Here is a 16,149-nt window from a genome sequence, read left to right as displayed (position 1 = left end):
CGCGCAACCTGCGTCCAACGAGAAAAACCGTCGGTCTGGAACAAGAAAACCTGATCGCCCAGCCTTGCGAGCACACGATGAACCTGCGATTTCTCGAAACCTTCGTCTGGGTCGCCCGGCTCAAGAGCTTTCGCCTCACCGCCGAGAAGCTGTTCACCACCCAGGCCTCGGTGTCCAGCCGCATCGCCGCACTGGAGGCCGACCTCGGCGTGAAGCTGCTGCTGCGCGACTCGCGCGGTGTCAGCCTGACCCCGGAAGGCAGCAAGGTGCTGGAGTACGCCGAGCGCATGCTCGACACCGCCAAGGCGATGAAACAGTCGCTGGGCGGCGAACGGGCGGTGGTCGGCCGGATCCGCCTGGGGGTCATGGACACGGTGATCCACACCTGGATGAGCGCCTTGGTGGCCGAGTTGACCGAGCGCTACCCGCAGGTTGAAATCGAGTTGGTCGCCGACACCTCGCTGAACCTGCGCGACCAGTTGCAGAAGGGGTTTCTCGACGTGATCCTGCAGACCGACCTGCTGCGCCAGGAAAGCATCCGCAGCCTGGACCTGGCGCGCTATCCCATGGGCTGGATCGTCGCTACCGGCTCACCGCATCATCGTGACTATGCGTCGCTGGCCGAACTGGCGCGCGAGCGGATCATCACCTTTTCGCGCAACTCCCGGCCGCACCAGGAGGTATTCAGCCTGCTGCAGAGCGCGGGAAGCGAGACGCCGCGGCTGAACTGCGTGAACTCGGTGTCGGCGATCACCCGGCTGCTGCGCGACGGCTTCGGTATCGGCGCCCTGCCCCCGGCGCTGGTCGCCGCAGAGCTGGCACGCGGCGAGCTGGTGCTGCTGACCGGGCTGCAGCCACCGCCTAGCCTGGAGTTGGTGGTGTCGTGGCAGACCGGGGTGGAGCTGGTCGATGAAGTGGTAGGGTTGTGCCAGCAGGTGCTGGGGCGCTATGCGCAGGATGTGGGGGTGCAGCGGATTGTGCTGGTCTGAGCCAGGCAGTGTCAGTGTCGGCCCTATCGCGGGACAAGCCCGCTCCCACAGGGATTGAGCTGGCCTTTAGATTTTGAACAGGACAGTAGCTCCCGAAGGTCCAACACTGTGAGAGCGGCGGTTCGCCGCTGAGACTCGTCCCGCGATGAGGCCCGCCCCGGCAACAAAATAGCTGCAATCTAGCGCCAGCTTTCCTTCACCGCCCGGCGCCGCCCGCCCAGGATCACCCAGCCGATTCCCAGCAACAGGCTCTCGACCAGGAACGCCAGCAGGAAGCCGCTGGCGATCCCCCAGCCGATCGCCTCGGGCACCAGCAGGATCTGGTAGCTGTAGCCCTTGAGCGTCTCTTCACGCAGCTGCGGATCGGCCTGCACCAGCACATGCCAACTGCGGCTGGCCCAACTGCCTTGCAGCGCCTGCCATTCGTTTTCCAGCAACTGGTTGCGAATCACCAGGCTTTCGATGCTGTTGGCGTCACTGTTGAACACCGGGTCGTCACTGGTGCGGTAATGGCGCACCAATGCCTGCAGGTCGCCGTTGAAGAAGCGCTCGGCAGTTTCCTGGAAGCCCGCCAGCGCTTCGCGCGACTCGAGCATGTGGGCCTCGACCCGCTGGCTATAGTCCTTGACCAGGCCGGGCACCTGGACACCGGCCAACAGGCCGAAAGTGAACAGCAGCAACCGCAGGTAACTTCTGAACATGCTCTGTCCTTAGCCTTTGGCGACGCACTCGCCGTGCCGCCACAGGGCCCATTGACCGGGCTCGTAACGCTGCCAGGTCTCGTTTTCGGTCAGGGCCTCGGTGGCGATCACCGTGACCACGTCATTGGGCGTGGTTTCCGATTGAAAATCCACGATCAGGTCGACATCTTTCAACCGTGCAGCACCAAAAGGCGCGCGCCGGGTGATATGTACCAGCTTGGTCGAACAGAAGCAGAACAGCCAGTCGCCGTCGCTGAGCAAGCAGTTGAACACGCCCTTCGCACGATACCCGGCGCAGACCTCGACCAGCACCGGCAGCAGCGCCTCGACCTCCACCGGTTCAGGGAATGCCGCACGCACGCGGTTGAGCAGGTCGCAGAAGGCCGCCTCGCTGTCGGTGTCGCCGACCGGGCGGTAGAACGTCTTCTCGCCACTGAAATCAGCGAGCTGGCCATTGTGCGCGAAGCACCAGTTGCGCCCCCAGAGCTCACGCACGAAGGGGTGGGTATTGGACAGGCAGACCTTGCCGACGTTGGCCTGGCGGATATGACCAATAACCACTTCGCTCTTGATCGGGTAACGCTGCACCAGGTTGGCCACCTCCGACTCGCTGCTCGCGGCCGGGTCCTGGAACAGGCGCAGGCCACGCCCTTCGTAGAAGGCGATGCCCCAGCCGTCGCGGTGCGGACCGGTACGCCCGCCACGCTGCATCAGGCCGGTGAAGCTGAAGACGATATCGGTGGGGACATTGGCACTCATGCCCAGCAATTCACACATTGGCGAGGGCTCCGTCCTAGATCCGTGGCTCGACGCGGCCGCCACCATTGCCCGGGCGACGCACCGGGGCGGCAGGGGGCTCTTCACGGTAGCGATCACGACGATCGGCGACGGGCGCGTCGGCCATCACCGCATCGTCTTCGGCCGCCTGGCGCTTGGCGGCGGCCTCGGCCTTCTCGCGGCGCTCACCAGCCCGTTTTTCCAGTGGCCAGCGCACCAGCACGAACAGCAGGTAAAGGCCGAAGGCGATCATGCCGTACATCGCCAGGTCCGAGGCCGCGCGCCAGGCGTTGTTGCCCACCTTGAACGCCAGGTCCAGGGCGGTAATGGCAACGGCCGGGGCAAAGCTGTCCTTGACCGGATCGACAATGGTGGGGGTGAACAGCAGCACGGCAACGATCACCCGCAGCGGCTCGCGCAGCCAGCGCCACATCCAGCCGGTCAGCTTGAAGGCCACCAGCAGGCAACCCAGGGCGGCGACAGCGTAGAGGCCCCAGGCCAGTGTGTAGTCTTGTTCGATCATGGTGTCCGTGCAAGGCAGGCAAAGAGATGCCTATGATAAACACTTTTACGGGCACAGGCGCCTCTTCCCTCTTGAAGCCTAAGCGGCCTCTTCGCGGGCAAGCCCGCGCCTACGGACCTGCGATCCTCGCGAAGAGACCGGCACAGACGCCACCAGACCACGGACATCCCATGCATACCAGACCCAAGCCCCCCATCGCCCGCCCTGCCCAAGCCGCCGATCCCTACGCCTGGCTGCAGGAGCGCGACGCCCCAGAAGTGCTGGCCTACCTGGAGCAGGAAAACACCTACCAGCAAGCCTGCCTCGCCGACCAGGCCGAGCTGCGCGAACAGCTGTTCGAAGAGATCAAGGGCCGCATCCTCGAAACCGACCTGTCGCTCCCCTCCCCCTGGGGCCCCTACCTCTACTACACCCGCACCACGGCGGGCGACGAATACCCGCGCCACTACCGCTGCCCGCGCCCGGCCGATGACAGCAACCGCGTCGACGAAAGCGCCGAGCAACTGCTGCTCGACCCCAACGCCCTGGCCAACGGCGGCTTCCTCGCCCTGGGCGCATTCAATGTCAGCCCCGACCATCGCCTGCTGGCCTACAGCCTCGACACCAGCGGCGACGAGGTCTACACCCTGTACGTCAAGGACCTGGACAGCGGCAGCGTCGCCACCCTGCCCTTCGACGACTGCGACGGCAGCCTGACCTGGGCCAACGACAGCCGCACGCTGTTCTTCGCCGAACTGGACGACACCCACCGCCCGTGGCGCCTGCGCCGCCACACATTGGGTGAAACCGACGCGAGCACCGTGTTCGAAGAGCCGGACGGGCGTTTCTTCCTGCACTGCTACCGCGCAAGTTCCGAACGCCAGCTGGTGCTGCTGCTCAACAGCAAGACCACCAGCGAAGCCTGGGTGCTCGATGCCGCCACGCCACAGGCCGACTTCACCTGCCTGGCGCCGCGGGTCGAGGGCCACGAATACTTCCCCGACCACGGCCAGCTCGACGGCCAGTGGCGCTGGTTCATCCGCAGCAACCAGGACGGCATCAACTTCGCCCTGTTCCACGCCCCGGCCGACCTGGTGCCCAGCCGCGCACAATGGCAGGTGCTGGTGCCGCACCGTGACGACATCATGCTCGAAGGCCTGAGCCTGAACGCCTCGGCGCTGTCACTGAGCCTGCGTGAGGGCGGCCTGCCGATCATCGAAGTCCGCCCCCAGGGCCTGCCGGCCTATCGCGTCGAACTGCCCGACGCCGCCTACAGCCTCTACGTGCAGGACAGCCTGGAGTTCTCCAGCACACGCATCCGTCTGCGCTACGAAGCGCTCAACCGGCCGGCCCAGGTCCGCCAACTGGAGCTGGCCAGTGGTGAGCAGCAGGTGCTCAAGCAGACCCCGGTACTCGGTCGCTTCGATGCCGACGACTACGTCAGCCAACGCCTGTGGGCGACCGCCAAGGACGGTACCCAGGTGCCGATCAGCCTGGTGCGCCGCCGTCAGGACCTGGACCGCGAGGTGCCGCTGTACCTCTACGGCTACGGCGCCTATGGCGAGAGCCTCGACCCCTGGTTTTCCCACGCCCGCCTGAGCCTGCTCGAGCGCGGCGTGGCCTTTGCCATCGCCCATGTGCGCGGCGGCGGCGAGCTGGGTGAGGCCTGGTACCGGGCCGGCAAGCAGGAGCACAAGCAGAACAGCTTCGACGACTTCATCGCCTGCGCCGAACACCTGATCGCCCAAGGCGTCACCCGCACCGAGCAACTGGCGATCAGCGGCGGCAGTGCCGGCGGCCTGCTGATGGGCGCAGTGCTCAACCAGCGCCCTGAGCTGTTCCGCTGCGCCATCGCCGAGGTGCCTTTCGTCGATGTGCTCAACACCATGCTCGACCCCGAGCTGCCGCTGACCGTCACCGAGTATGACGAGTGGGGCAACCCCGAGGAGCCTGAGGTGTACGCACGTATCAAGGCCTATGCCCCCTACGAGAACGTCAAGGCCCAGGCTTACCCGGCCATCTTGGTGGTGGCCGGCTACAACGACAGTCGCGTGCAGTACTGGGAGGCGGCCAAGTGGGTGGCGCGCCTGCGCACCTGCAAGACCGACGACAACCTGTTGCTGCTCAAGACCGAAATGGGCGCCGGCCACGGCGGCATGAGCGGGCGCTACCAGGGGCTGAAGGACGTGGCCCTGGAATATGCATTCGTCTTCAATGAGCTGGGCGTGGTGTAAATCGCGTTTCTTGTTGTCATAGAGTTCTCGCATACCCGTGGCCTCTCCCACAGGGTATGTGGAAGCTCTCAAATACCGGACGACACGAAGAACAACACATGCCCGACCCAAGCCTCCTCAGCGCCGAAATCCGCGACATGCTCATGGACTGCGGCTTGTTCGACAGCCTGCAGCCCAGCGACTTCCAGGCCGTCGCCGGTTATTTCGCCATCACGGCGATGACCGAGGGCCAGACCATCTTCGCCGAAGGCGACGCCGGCACCTTCATGTGCATCCTGCACCGCGGCGTGGTGTCGGTGCGCAAGACCGACGGCAACGGCCAGCAAGTCGAGATCGCGACCTTGCGCAAGGGCCGGGCTTTCGGCGAAATGGCCGTGCTCGACGGCGAACGGCGCTCGGCCAGTTGCGTGGCGGCCAGTGATTGCCAGTTGCTGACGCTGGGCAAGGACTCGCTGGACAAGATGCTCAACGACGCCCCGCGCATCGCCGCGCGGATCATCCGCGCCCTGGCCGTGGCGCTGTCGAAGCGCTTGCGGATGCAAGACGGCCAGCGCCTCTCGCAACAGGTCTAGTCGGTCTTTTTCGGTGGGTCCTGGGACAGCCCTGGCAACGGCTGGTCCTTTGGCGGCCCAGGCAACGGCATTGGCGGCAGCAACGGCGCGCCGGGCTGGCTGCTGCCGGCCTTCGGTGGTGTGCTCGGGGTAATCTGCGGATAGGGCGTGGGCGTCGGCGTACCCGGTGCACCTGGCACCGGAGTGATGCTTCCCGAAGGCTGCCCGGCGGCATCAGCCAGCGGGGCGGCAAGCAGGAGCAGCGTGGCAAGGATCACAGGCAACATCGGTAACCTCCCGTCCGGAACCTGCCTACAGGCTACGCCCAATTGCGTGCTTTTGCCTGTCCGCCGGGCCCGCAGGCGCGCTAGACTCGATGCATAACCGTCATTGCCCTGATAACGAAAAAGGTAACACCATGAGCTCGCCCTCCAACTCCGCAGCCACCGCCCGCCTCGACCGCATCCTCGCCGACGCCAAGCGCGACAAGGAAATGGGCTACCGCGACAAGGCACTGAAGATGTATCCGCACGTCTGCGGGCGCTGCGCCCGCGAGTTCTCCGGCAAGCGCCTGTCGGAACTGACCGTGCACCACCGCGACCACAACCACGACAACAACCCCCAGGACGGCTCCAACTGGGAGTTGCTGTGCCTGTACTGCCACGACAACGAGCATTCGCGCTACACCGACCAGCAGTATTTCGGCGAAGGCTCGCTGAGCACGCCGAAAACCAATGTCGCCACGCACAACCCCTTCGCCGGCCTGGCCGCCCTGATGAAGAAGGACTGACCGTCGATTCATCCGCCCACGGCGTCGGCTAGCCCGTATAATCGCGCTCTTTTTTTGCGAAGGGCCCCGACTCGTGGCGAACAAACGGTACAGCTGCATCGGCCTGTTCAACCCAAAATCCGCTGAAAACGTAGGCTCGGTGATGCGTGCGGCGGGCTGCTACGGCGTCAACTCGGTGTTCTACACCGGCAAACGCTACGAGCGCGCCCGCGACTTCGTCACCGACACCAAGCGGGTGCACTACGACATCCCGCTGATCGGCATCGACGACCTGCAGCGCATCATCCCGCTGGGCTGTACGCCAGTGGCAGTGGAGCTGGTCGACGGCGCACGGCCACTCCCCGAATACACCCATCCGGATCGGGCGATCTACATCTTCGGCCCGGAGGACGGCAGCCTCGACGAAAGCGTGCGCGCCTGGTGCGAAGAAACCATCTACATCCCCACCCAGGGCTGCATGAACCTGGCCGCGACGGTCAACGTGGTGCTGTATGACCGGCTGGCAAAGGGCCTGAATACTCGCTCCGGGCCCAAGTTCAAGTAACGGGGATCAGGGTAATTGCACTGAACGCCGGGGCAGCCTCCAAGGTCAGCTGATGTACCAACCCACAAGGAGACCTACCCATGCTCGATATCCATTCGGCGTCAGACAGGCATGACCACAACGTCCAGGGCTGGGAGCGCGTCAGCTCACTGGCAGGCGGTGCCCTGATGATCAGCAAAGGGATGCGCCACGGCGGGCTGATCGGCTTGTTGCAGGTAGCGGTGGGCGGCATGGCCCTGGCCCGCGGCATCAAGGGCCATTGCGCGACCAAGGCCTGGTTCCACAAGCATCGCGCGGAGTACCGCCGGTTGCATGCCGATATCGAACGCGGGGCAGCTGAGTTGAAGGCACTCAAGGCCAGCGCCGAGGCGGCGACCCGCACGGTGACGGTGACCGGTAAGGATCCGTTGGCTGGGGTCTGAATCGGCGGTGGCCTCTTCGCGGGCAAGCCCGCTCCCACAGATCTCGAAAACACCGCTGAACCTGTGGGAGCGGGCTTGCCCGCGAAGAAGTCACCACCGGCTCAACGCAACAACTTGCTCTCCAGCACCTCGGACTCGCGCCCCAGCACGCTCTCGCTGATCTGGATGAATTCCTCCGTGCTGACACTGGCCATGCGCATCAGCGCGCGCGTGACGTCGTCCAGCGATCGCTTGTTGTGGCTGTGCAGGCGAATCTCGCGGTCGAGCGCCTGCAGCAATAGCACCCCCCTGGCCACCTGCATTGCGTCGGCCTGCTCGGTGCGAAGGGTCTTGACCTTGGCGCCGTCCTTCTGCAACCGCACCTGCAGCGCCTGGTAGCGATCATCGCTGATGCCACCGGCGCGGCGCAGCACTTCGATGGCGTAGTAGTCGGTCAGGCTCTCGCCCAGCCAGTCACTGCGATCACGGTCGTCGATCTGCGCAAACAGTTGCACCAGCTCGCGCAGCAGCGGGCTGCTGCCGCTCTCGCTGATCAGTGGGCGTGTGCTGTGCAGGTACAGCGAGTTGCGCGAGGCACGCGCACCGCGCCACATGTCGTCGCGGGCACCGACCACCAGCAGCTTGGGCGGATTGCGCGGGAACACCGCCTGCAACTGCGGCCAGACGAAGGTCATCAGGGTGAGGGTATCCATGCGCCGCATGCCCTGCCCCTGCGGTGCGGCGACCGTCACCTCGGTATCCCCCAGGCGTGCGCGGCGGCTGCCGAGGTTGCCGGCGAGTATCCAGCCAGTGGGGCGATCGAACAGGCGCGAGACGTTGTCGATACGGAATTTCTGCTTGCCGATGCGCGGCCAGGCCGTCTCGACACTCTGCCAGCCCGACGGCAGCTCGAAGGCCAGGCGTGTCACCAACTCGGTGCCATCCTGCTGATCGAGACGGGCCGGGGGCACGAGCTGATCGCCGCGAAACAATGCCCAATGCGGCGTGATGCGTGCTTCATGCGCGCTGCCATGGGGCTTCACATCGAGCTGCACGCGGTAGCTGAGGCTGCTCTTGCCTGCTCCGGGGTGCCAGACGCCACGGTCCTGCTGCACCTGCCAATGGCCGTCCGCCTTGAAATCGCTGTAGGCGCCCTGCCTGCCCAGGTCGAAGTCCAGGCTGCGCACCGGCGTGCCCTCGGCCAGGGTCAGGCGCACCTCGGCCTGGCCCGTCTGGGGCAGCAGGCGCACCTGGTAATCCAGATCGACCTTCTTCGCCCAGGTCGGGAAGCTGGCCGACAGGGCCAGTAGCAACAACAACGGGCGACGCATACAGAAACTCCTTGTTCCCCAGAGGCGCAGGCCAGGCGGATCAGCCGGCGCGAAATATCAGGTGGTCTTCCCAGTCGTCTTCGTCGACATCGTTCTCGCTGAGCATCCGCCCGGACTGGGAAATGCGCTGCTCATGGACCTGCTCACGGTCACCGCAGACCAAGTGGTGCCAGGCCGGCAGGTCCTTGCCCTCGCTGACCAGGCGATAGCCACAGGTGGTCGGCAGCCATTTGAACTGGTCGGCCTTGCCTGGCGTGAGCTGGATGCAGTCGGGCACCTGCTCGAAGCGGTTGGGGTAGTCGCTGCACTGGCAGGTATTCATGTCCAGCAGTTTGCAGGCGATACGCGTGTAATAGATGCTGTTGTCATCCTCGTCTTCGAGCTTTTGCAGGCAGCATAGCCCGCAGCCGTCGCAGAGCGACTCCCATTCCTGCGGATCGAGCTGGTCGAGGGTCTTGCGCCGCCAGAAGGGCGCGGGGTCGGCGATCATCACACGTTTTCCTGCAATTACTTTGAAGGCCGCGGCGCGCGGCGGCGCCAGTCTAGAGCCTGGCCCGACGCAATGCCATACCGCTTGTCAGTGCCGAGCGGACGCAGTAGCGTTCAGGCTTTCCCTCTTCCTTTCGCAGGAGCCCGCATGAGCGCCAATCCCCGCATCGCCGACTATGCCATCAACGAGCAGTTCATCAACCGCTGGTCGCCCCGTGCGTTCAACGCGGAGCCGATCAGCGAAGAAACCCTGCTGAGCTTCCTCGAAGCCGCGCGCTGGGCGCCATCGGCCTACAACTCACAACCCTGGCGCTTCCTCTATGCCCGCCGCGACACGCCGAACTGGGAGCGCTTCCTGGAATTCCTGGTGCCGTTCAACCGCAGCTGGGCGCAGCAGGCCTCGGCGCTGGTGCTGATCCTCTCCAAGACCACCTTCACCGCCCCTGGCGCCAGCGAAGAAACGCCGGCCCTGTGGCACACCTTCGATACAGGTTCGGCCTGGGGCCACCTGGCGCTGCAGGCGAGCATCAGCGGCTGGCACACCCATGGCATGGCCGGGTTCGACCAGGAGCTGGCGCGCAAGGAACTGAAGATCCCCGAAGGTTATGTGCTGCACGCGATGGTGGCGATCGGCAAGCTGGGCGACAAGGCCAGCCTGATCGAAGCACTGCAGGCCCGTGAAGTGCCGAGCCCGCGTCGACCGCTGAGCGAGTTGGCAGCCGAGGGTGATTTCAGTCTCTAAGACTGGGCTGGCCCTATCGCAGGACAAGCCTGCGATAGGGCCAGCAGAAGCACCTCAATACCCGCGCGAGAAATCCACTTCCCCGCGCAACCCCTGCCCCGCCGCATAGGCCCGGACGTTCTCGACGAACAAGCGCACCATCGCCACCGGCGAGGTCGGTGCCGAACTGTGGCCGGTCAGCAGCAGCCCCCAGGCGGTCCAGAACGGATGGCGCTGGGGCAACGGCTCCTGGCGGCAGACATCGATCACGGCACCCGCCAGGTGCCCGCTCTTGAGTGCCTCGACCAGGTCGGCATCGACCACCGCCACACCACGCCCGGCGTTGATGAACAGCGCGGTCGGCTTGAAGCACTGGAACAGCGCGGCATCGTACAGGTCATGGGTGGCCGGGGTATCCGGCAGCAGGTTGAGCACGTAATCGACCTCACCGGCCAGCCGCGGCAACGCATCCAGCCCCGCCACTTCGACGAACGGCGCCTGCTCGCGCGGGCTGCTGGCCACGCCATACAGGGTCACGCCAAACGGCAGCAGGAACTCGGCAACCCGCTGGCCGATGTCGCCGGTGCCGACGATCAGCACCTTGCGCCCTTCCAGGCTGTTGCCCGGGCGGCCGTCCCAGCGCCGCTCCACCTGGCTGACCAGGCGCGCCAGCACATCGCGCTCGTGGACCAGCATGTAGGTCAGCATGTACTCGGCCATGACCTGGCCGAAAATGCCCACCGCACGGGTCAGGCGATAGTCACGCGGCAGGCCGTCGGCCAGCAGCGGCGTGATACCCGCCCAGGTCGACTGCATCCAGGCCGGCTTGTGGCCCTGGCGCAGCAGGCTGGCGACCAGGTGCGGCTCGCCCAGCCAGATCGGGCATTCAGGGGCGTGGCGCGACAATTCGGCGGAATCGCCACTGGTCAGGACCTCCAGGTCCGGTGCCAGCTCGCCCAGCAGGCGAGCGTAAAGGGCATGATCCTGTTCAGCGATCAGAACGCGCATCTCGATGACAACCTTGCAGAACGACGAAAGCGGCCCGTCGAGGGCCGCCTGTTGATAGGGTTCGCGCCCGGCTCAGGCCGGATCGTTGCGCCGCAGCAGCTCTTCGGGCAGGTGCTCGATGTAGTCGTCGTCCGGTGGCGGCATCTGCAGGTGATAACCCTGGTTGTCGAGGTTCTCCAACACCTTGACGATGTCCTCGCGAGCCAGCTTGCGCTCGGGGGTCAGCACCAGGTCGAAGGCATGCACCGGCGTACCGAAGAACGGCAGCAGGCCCTCGGGCACGCGCTCCAGGCCCTCGGCCTTGAGCACATACAGGTACATCTCGCGCTTGCGCGGGCTTTTGTAGATCGAGCAGATACGTTTCATCGAGTCTCTCCGGCGCCTGCCAGATCATCCAGCAGGGCCTGGCCCATCCGCTCACGGCGCCAGCCGCGCAGCGAATCGGGCAATTGATAGGGGCCATTGGGGTAGCCGCTCTTGAGCAGGGCTTCCAGGGCCTTCTTGCGCAGCATCAGCTCAGGGGCGATCTGCAGGCGCTCGCCTTCGGCCTGGCCGATGGCGCGCAGGCGCTTGAGAATGCCGGCGGCTTCGATCGGCAGCGGCTCGGGCAGCACCGCGGGCCATTGCTCGGCAGGCTGGCTGGCGGCGTTCTTGATCAGCTTGAGCAGCGTTTCGCCGTCCTGGCGGATGGTGCGCGGGTGCATCTCCTCGATCTTGGCCAGCGCCGACAGGCTGTCGGGCTGACCCTTGGCCATGGGCCACAGCGAGTGCTCCTTGAGGATCCGGCTGCGCGGTACATCGCGGCTGCGCGCTTCACGCTCGCGCCAGGCGCACAGCTCACGCAGCACCGCCAACTGCTGCGGGCCGAGCTTCCAGGCCAGCTTGACGTCGCGGTAAAGGGTTTCGGGCTCGACTTCACGGCGCATTTGCGCCACCAGCTCGGCGCCGTCCTCCAGCACCCAGGCGTACTTGTCATCCGACAGGCGCGGACGCAGCGCGGTAAACAGCTCGGCCAGGTGCACGGCATCTTCGGCGGCGTAGCTGACCTGGGTTTCGGACAGCGGACGCTGCAACCAGTCGGAGCGCGTCTCGCCCTTGGGCAACTCGATGCCCAGCACGTCCTGGACCAGACGCGAATAGCCCATCGAGAAACCGATATTCAGGTAGCCCGCGGCCAACTGCGTGTCGAACAGCGGCTGCGGCAGCTTGCCGGTCAGGCGCAGCAGGACTTCGAGGTCTTCGCTGCAGGCGTGCAGTACCTTGACCACGCCGCTGTCTTCGAGCAATTCGCCCAGCGGCTGCCAATCGCGGATCAGCAGGGGGTCGATCAGGTAGGCGCTTTGGCCATCGCCGACCTGCACCAGGCCAGCCTTGGGATAGAAGGTATCGACCCGCATGAATTCGGTGTCGACGGCCACGAACGGCAGCGTACGCCACTTCCGGCAGAGTTCGGCCAGGGTCTGGTCGTCACGGATCCAGTGTATTTCGATGGCCACAAGGCTCTCCCACAAACATTGGCGCGCAGTATATACGGCGCGGGCACTGCTCGTGAAACCCGGGCCATCCATGGTGGCGATCAGCGGTAGCGCTGGCGCGCGATCAGTTCCTGGCCGTCAACCAGGGGCGACACCCCGCAAACATGTCCAGCGACTGCTGGTACACCTCGGTGCGCACCTGCAGCAGGCCGAGCATCGAGTGGAACAGGTTGTCCTGGCTCAGCGGCGTGTCACGCATCTTCGACAGACAGTCGGTATCGACGGCGAAGTCCTGGCGGTAGCTGTCGGAGAACCAGGCCAGCAGCGGGATGTGTTTCTGCTGGTCCGGGGCGAGCATGTAAGGGGTGCCATGCAGGAACAGGTTGTATTCGCCCAGCGACTCGCCATGGTCGGAGAGGTAGATCATGGCGGTGTCGACCTTGTCCTGGTGCTTGCGCAGGGTGTCGATCAGCGACGCCAGCACCTCGTCGGTGTAGACCAGCGTGTTGTCGTAGCTGTTGACGATGTCCTGCTGGCTGCACTGGTTCAGGGCATTGCTGCGGCACACCGGAGTGAAGTGCTCGAAGCCTGCCGGGTAACGCTTGTAGTAGTCAGGGCCATGGCTGCCCATCTGGTGCAGCACCAGCACGGTATCCTTGTCGAGGCTGTCGAGCAGCGCATCGAGGTTCTGCAGCAGGATCTGGTCGTGGCACTCGCCATCGGCGCACAGGACCGGGTCCTTGGCGCTGGTGAGGTTGACGTAGTTGAATCGATCGCAGGTGCCTTTGCAGCCTGACTGGTTATCGCGCCACTGCACCTCGATGCCGGCACGCCCGAGGATATCGAGCAGGCCCTCGCGGCGGCTGGCCAGGCTCGGGTCGTAGTCCTTGCGTGCCATGCCGGAGAACATGCAAGGCACCGACACGGCCGTCTCGGTCCCGCACGAATGCACATCGGTAAAGCCCAGCAGGCCAGCCTCCTTCGACAGGCGTGGCGTGGTATCGCGGCCATAACCCAGCACACCGAAGTTCTCGGCGCGGGCGCTTTCACCCACCACCAGCACGGTCAGCGACTTGCGCTCGTGCTTCTGCCAGGCGGCATCGCGATGGGCATCTTCGCCGTATTTCTGGAAGGGTTTGGCAGCGCTGCCGAGCTTTTCGCTGGCATAGCTGAACGACGCCCCGACGATATTGCTCGGGGTGAGCATCAAGTGCAGTTCGTGGTGATTGCGAAACAGCGACGACAGGCCCTGGTAATTGACCAGCCCGATCGAGCCCAGGGCTGCGACGCAGGCGCCGCTGACGATGAGCTTGCCCAGCAGTTCGCGGTGCCAGGGGCGGTAGGCAATGCGTGCCTTCCAGAGCAACAACGACGGCACGACGCCCAACCCCAGCATATAGAGTGCAAACTTCAACGACAGCAAGTCACGCACTTCCTCGATATTGGTTTCGGCGACATTGCGGAACATGCCGGCATCAATAAGTACGCCATATTGATTCATGAAGTAGGCGACACCGGCGCCACTCATGAACAGCACAATCAATACCGGTTTCAATACATACTTGAAGGCCAACAACGTCAATATCAGGTTGAAGGCGAACAACATCAGTACGGCAAACGCCAGGCCTAGCCACAGCCCAACCATGCCGGGGGGCAGGATGGTCTCCAGATGCTCCCACAGGAACAGATTGAGGCCGATCAACAGGTAAAGGCTGGCCAGCAGCGTGACCCACTCGGTCCGCAGTGATTTGATTTTCAACATGGCGTTCGCAATCAGAGTTTAGAAGCGACCAGGCGTACCCGGGCGGGCACCTTGGGAAGTTGGCCGAACTGTAGAAAGCGTAGCATCAATTTTTTGTGAAAAAGATGCCAACAATCGGTTGTGATGCGTCTTTCATGATTAATTAAAGTTCATTCAGCTGCCATTCAGCAGCGTGGCGACGCTGCCGCCTCATCCGGCGAACCGCTCCCGCTGTCGGCAAAGGCAGCTATCCTGAAGGATCAGGATATTTACCAACCCCTGAAACAGAGGTGAAGAGATGCCAGTCCCGCACGATCTGCTAGCCGACCTGCACATTACCGAAGACAAGTTCCAGGCCCTGATCGACAAGGATCAGGACCTGCACAAGCTGCACAAGGAATACAACGCCAAGGACAAGGAAGTGCTGGCCGCCGAAGGCAACGGCACCAACGACGAGGCGGTCAACCGCCTGCGCAAGGAACGTCTGCTGATCAAGGACAAGATCGAACGGATCATTCATCCGCCCAAGGGTTGAGGTCGTTCGTTGCAATGCCATCGTGGGGCAAGCCCGCGATGGCGTCAGCCGCCGTTACGCAGAGGCCGCCGCCTGCAACCCCGCCTCGAGGTCGTCGATCAGGTCGCGGTAATCCTCGATCCCCATCGACAAGCGCACCAGGTTCTCGCTGATGCCCATCACGCCCTTCTGCTGCGGGCTGAGCGAGTTGTGCGACATGGTCCAGGAATGGTTGATCATGCTCTCCACACCGCCCAGCGAGTCGGCGAGGACGAAGATCGACAGCGCCTCGACCAGGCGGTTGACCGCCGCCCGGTCACCCTTAACACGCAGCGCCACCACCGCCCCACCAGTGCGCATCTGGCGCTGGCACAGCGCATGCTGCGGATGGCTCGCAAGCCCGGGGTAGAACACCTGCTCGACCTGCGGGTGCTGCTCCAGGTACTGCGCCACGCGCAGGGCGTTGGCGCTCTGGCGCTCCATGCGCACATCGAGGGTCTTCAGGCCGCGCAGGGCCAGGTAGCAGTCGAACGGCCCTTGGATCGCGCCCACCGCCATGCTGATCTTGCGCAGGCGCGCCAGCAGTTCATGATTGCCCGCCACCACCACCCCGCCGGTCAGGTCGGAATGGCCGCCGATGTATTTGCTCGCCGAGTGCATCACCAGGTCCACCCCCAAGGTGATCGGCTGCTGGTTCCATGGCGAGCAGAAGGTGTTGTCGATGCAGGTGAGGATGCCGCGCTCGCGGGCCAGGTCGCACAGCGGCTTGATGTCCACCAGGTGCAGCAGCGGGTTGGTCGGCGACTCCAGCCAGATCATCTTCGTATTCGGACGGATCGCTGCGGCGACGGCGTCCAGGTCGTTGAGGTCGACATAGGTGGTGGTCAGCCCGGAGGTGTGTGCCCGGTAGTCCTCCATCAGGCGGAAGGTGCCGCCATAGACGCCATTCATCACTACCACGTGGGCATCCTTGGGCAGCAGTTCGAGCACCGTGGCGGTGGCACTCACGCCCGACGCGCAGGCAACCGCACCGACACCCTCTTCCAGGGCTGCGACGCAGGTTTCATAGGCGTGGCGGGTGGGGTTGGAAACACGGCTGTAGGCGTATTCGGGATTGTCGTCCAGGCCGCGCTTGATGAACGAGCTGGAGGTGACGATGGCCGGGAAGATAGCGTTGTCGGCGACGCTGGACTGCTCGCCGGCGTGGATGGTGCGGGTGGCGAAATTGCGCGGTTTTTCGGCCATGGTCGGATCCGTTGACTGAAGGGGGTCAGGTAGAAAACCGCCACTATCGCATATCCCGGTCCGACCCGCTGCAACGGCGCCGGGCGTAGCAAGCGATTCCCCGATTGAGCTACTCTCGAGAAACTTTTTCTGCAAA

The 16,149-nt window shown here is 64.5% G+C and carries 19 protein-coding genes; 8 read left to right on the top strand and 11 right to left on the bottom strand.

Annotated elements, in window-relative coordinates:
- Positions 1-77: 77 nt before the first annotated feature.
- Positions 78-989 (top strand): LysR family transcriptional regulator, encoded by a 912-nt coding sequence (locus tag VA602_RS24480; protein ID WP_323454578.1) that lies wholly within the window; start codon positions 78-80, stop codon positions 987-989.
- Positions 990-1,168: 179 nt separating this feature from the next.
- Here the strand turns inward: VA602_RS24480 and VA602_RS24475 are convergent, their stop codons facing one another.
- Genes VA602_RS24475 through VA602_RS24465 form a run of 3 tightly spaced genes read right to left on the bottom strand, consistent with a single transcriptional unit; the run spans position 1,169 to position 2,990 of the window.
- The gene (locus VA602_RS24475; protein ID WP_125930495.1) at positions 1,169-1,690 is read right to left on the bottom strand and encodes a DUF2937 family protein; all 522 of its coding nucleotides are present in this window, start codon (positions 1,688-1,690) and stop codon (positions 1,169-1,171) included.
- Positions 1,691-1,699: 9 nt separating this feature from the next.
- Complete coding sequence (locus tag VA602_RS24470) at positions 1,700-2,467, bottom strand: class II glutamine amidotransferase (protein ID WP_323454577.1); 768 nt, start codon at positions 2,465-2,467, stop codon at positions 1,700-1,702.
- Positions 2,468-2,483: 16 nt separating this feature from the next.
- Positions 2,484-2,990, bottom strand: a complete 507-nt coding sequence (locus tag VA602_RS24465) for a hypothetical protein (protein WP_054895028.1) — start codon at positions 2,988-2,990, stop codon at positions 2,484-2,486.
- 170 nt (positions 2,991-3,160) lie between these two features.
- On the opposite strand from VA602_RS24465, the gene VA602_RS24460 reads away from it, so the two are divergent.
- Together VA602_RS24460 and VA602_RS24455 are read left to right on the top strand one after the other, a co-directional pair.
- Positions 3,161-5,203: a S9 family peptidase gene (locus tag VA602_RS24460; protein ID WP_323454576.1), complete on the top strand. Its 2,043-nt coding sequence runs from the start codon at positions 3,161-3,163 to the stop codon at positions 5,201-5,203.
- A gap of 98 nt (positions 5,204-5,301) precedes the next feature.
- Entirely contained in the window at positions 5,302-5,775 is a 474-nt protein-coding gene (locus VA602_RS24455; RefSeq protein WP_063543662.1) for a cyclic nucleotide-binding domain-containing protein, read from the top strand.
- Here the strand turns inward: VA602_RS24455 and VA602_RS24450 are convergent.
- The gene (locus VA602_RS24450; RefSeq protein ID WP_323454575.1) at positions 5,772-6,041 is read right to left on the bottom strand and encodes a hypothetical protein; all 270 of its coding nucleotides are present in this window, start codon (positions 6,039-6,041) and stop codon (positions 5,772-5,774) included. The two genes, VA602_RS24455 and VA602_RS24450, sit on opposite strands and share 4 nt — an antisense overlap.
- 131 nt (positions 6,042-6,172) lie before the next feature.
- Here VA602_RS24450 and VA602_RS24445 point away from each other — a divergent pair, with 131 nt between their 5' ends.
- The 3 genes from VA602_RS24445 to VA602_RS24435 all read left to right on the top strand — a co-directional run bounded on the left by VA602_RS24445 (position 6,173) and on the right by VA602_RS24435 (position 7,510).
- Entirely contained in the window at positions 6,173-6,544 is a 372-nt protein-coding gene (locus tag VA602_RS24445) for a YajD family HNH nuclease (RefSeq protein WP_063543660.1), read from the top strand.
- Between the two features lie 73 nt (positions 6,545-6,617).
- Entirely contained in the window at positions 6,618-7,088 is a 471-nt protein-coding gene (locus tag VA602_RS24440) for an RNA methyltransferase (RefSeq protein WP_054895033.1), read from the top strand.
- 80 nt (positions 7,089-7,168) lie between these two features.
- Complete coding sequence (locus tag VA602_RS24435) at positions 7,169-7,510, top strand: YgaP family membrane protein (protein ID WP_323454574.1); 342 nt, start codon at positions 7,169-7,171, stop codon at positions 7,508-7,510.
- Between the two features lie 101 nt (positions 7,511-7,611).
- Here the strand turns inward: VA602_RS24435 and VA602_RS24430 are convergent, their stop codons facing one another.
- Positions 7,612-8,820: a hypothetical protein gene (locus VA602_RS24430; RefSeq protein WP_323454573.1), complete on the bottom strand. Its 1,209-nt coding sequence runs from the start codon at positions 8,818-8,820 to the stop codon at positions 7,612-7,614.
- 40 nt (positions 8,821-8,860) lie between these two features.
- Positions 8,861-9,310 carry a YcgN family cysteine cluster protein gene (locus tag VA602_RS24425; protein WP_063543654.1) on the bottom strand — a complete coding sequence of 150 codons (450 nt, stop codon included), beginning with the start codon at positions 9,308-9,310 and terminating at the stop codon, positions 8,861-8,863.
- A gap of 147 nt (positions 9,311-9,457) precedes the next feature.
- On the opposite strand from VA602_RS24425, the gene VA602_RS24420 reads away from it, so the two are divergent.
- Positions 9,458-10,051, top strand: a complete 594-nt coding sequence (locus VA602_RS24420) for a nitroreductase family protein (RefSeq protein ID WP_054895037.1) — start codon at positions 9,458-9,460, stop codon at positions 10,049-10,051.
- 54 nt (positions 10,052-10,105) lie between these two features.
- Here VA602_RS24420 and VA602_RS24415 read toward each other — a convergent pair whose 3' ends face one another.
- The 4 genes from VA602_RS24415 to VA602_RS24400 all read right to left on the bottom strand — a co-directional run bounded on the left by VA602_RS24415 (position 10,106) and on the right by VA602_RS24400 (position 14,275).
- Positions 10,106-11,038 carry a D-2-hydroxyacid dehydrogenase gene (locus VA602_RS24415; RefSeq protein WP_323454572.1) on the bottom strand — a complete coding sequence of 311 codons (933 nt, stop codon included), beginning with the start codon at positions 11,036-11,038 and terminating at the stop codon, positions 10,106-10,108.
- Positions 11,039-11,110: 72 nt separating this feature from the next.
- Positions 11,111-11,404 (bottom strand): YcgL domain-containing protein, encoded by a 294-nt coding sequence (locus VA602_RS24410; protein WP_065861425.1) that lies wholly within the window; start codon positions 11,402-11,404, stop codon positions 11,111-11,113.
- Entirely contained in the window at positions 11,401-12,534 is a 1,134-nt protein-coding gene (rnd, locus tag VA602_RS24405) for a ribonuclease D (RefSeq protein ID WP_054895050.1), read from the bottom strand. The genes VA602_RS24410 and rnd overlap by 4 nt, the downstream gene beginning before the upstream one ends.
- Before the next feature lie 103 nt (positions 12,535-12,637).
- The gene (locus VA602_RS24400; RefSeq protein ID WP_125930501.1) at positions 12,638-14,275 is read right to left on the bottom strand and encodes a phosphoethanolamine transferase; all 1,638 of its coding nucleotides are present in this window, start codon (positions 14,273-14,275) and stop codon (positions 12,638-12,640) included.
- 277 nt (positions 14,276-14,552) lie between these two features.
- Between VA602_RS24400 and VA602_RS24395 the strand changes: the two genes are divergently transcribed.
- A complete protein-coding gene (locus VA602_RS24395) occupies positions 14,553-14,789 on the top strand; it encodes a YdcH family protein (RefSeq protein WP_054895041.1) in 237 nt (78 codons plus the stop codon).
- A 54-nt stretch (positions 14,790-14,843) separates the two neighbouring features.
- Here the strand turns inward: VA602_RS24395 and VA602_RS24390 are convergent, their stop codons facing one another.
- Complete coding sequence (locus VA602_RS24390; RefSeq protein ID WP_065861421.1) at positions 14,844-16,013, bottom strand: trans-sulfuration enzyme family protein; 1,170 nt, start codon at positions 16,011-16,013, stop codon at positions 14,844-14,846.
- Positions 16,014-16,149: the final 136 nt, after the last annotated feature.

The organism is Pseudomonas machongensis, assembly GCF_034961125.1.
Lineage (GTDB): Bacteria > Pseudomonadota > Gammaproteobacteria > Pseudomonadales > Pseudomonadaceae > Aquipseudomonas > Aquipseudomonas machongensis.
Note: the sequence above shows the minus strand (reverse complement) of the source record. Positions and strands in the feature narration are given on the sequence as shown.